The 735-nt window shown below is 45.6% G+C and carries 1 protein-coding gene; it reads left to right on the top strand.

Features of this window, described 5'->3' with window-relative positions:
* Window positions 1-622, top strand: a 622-nt coding sequence (locus A3756_RS06540; protein WP_156490327.1) for a DALR domain-containing protein, incomplete at its 5' end; no start/stop codon positions are given.
* Between the last annotated feature and the right edge of the window lie 113 nt (window positions 623-735).

Below are 735 nucleotides of genomic sequence, written 5' to 3' on the forward strand. Positions count from 1 at the left end.
AGGCGCTGTTCGTGTAAACAAAGAAAAGATGTCTAAATCTTTGGGTAACTTCTTCACCATTCGCGAAGTCTTGGAAAAGTATCCGGCTGAAGTGATTCGTTACTTCCTAGTGTCTAGCCACTATCGTAGTCAGGTTGATTATTCCGAAGATAACCTGGTTGAAGCGCAAGCAACCTTGGATCGTTTATATCAGTCTTTACGTGGTTTGAGCGAGGCAGAGCTAAGTTCTGAAGCGCGCGTTGAGTCTTATCTTGAGCGCTTTAAAACAGCGATGGATGATGACTTTAATACGCCTGAAGCATTGGCCGTGATGTTTGACTTGGTTCGAGAGCTAAATGTTGCACGTACTGATGAAGGTGACAATGTTGCGGCCTTGGCTAGTACGCTTCGTTCTTTAGGTGAAGCTTTGGGTATTCTTCAATTAGACCCTGAAGATTACTTTAAAGGCGCAGCTTCGGCTGATGGTTTATCAAATGATGAGATAGATACTTTAGTTGTGGCAAGAACAGAAGCACGTGCGAATAAAGAGTGGGCGGAGTCTGACCGAATTCGTGATCTGTTGTTAGAGCAGGGCATTACCTTAGATGATAGTAAAGATGGTACCAGCTGGCGCCGCTCTTAATCACTAATAAACTCAATCGTAGGCAGAGGGTTCTACCCCTCGCTAATGCGGTGCTTCATAGAAACTTTGTGCCAGTCCGCCAGCGAGGCACGGAGACATCTGCCTACAAGTGA

The sequence above is a fragment of the Oleiphilus sp. HI0086 genome, from assembly GCF_001635225.1.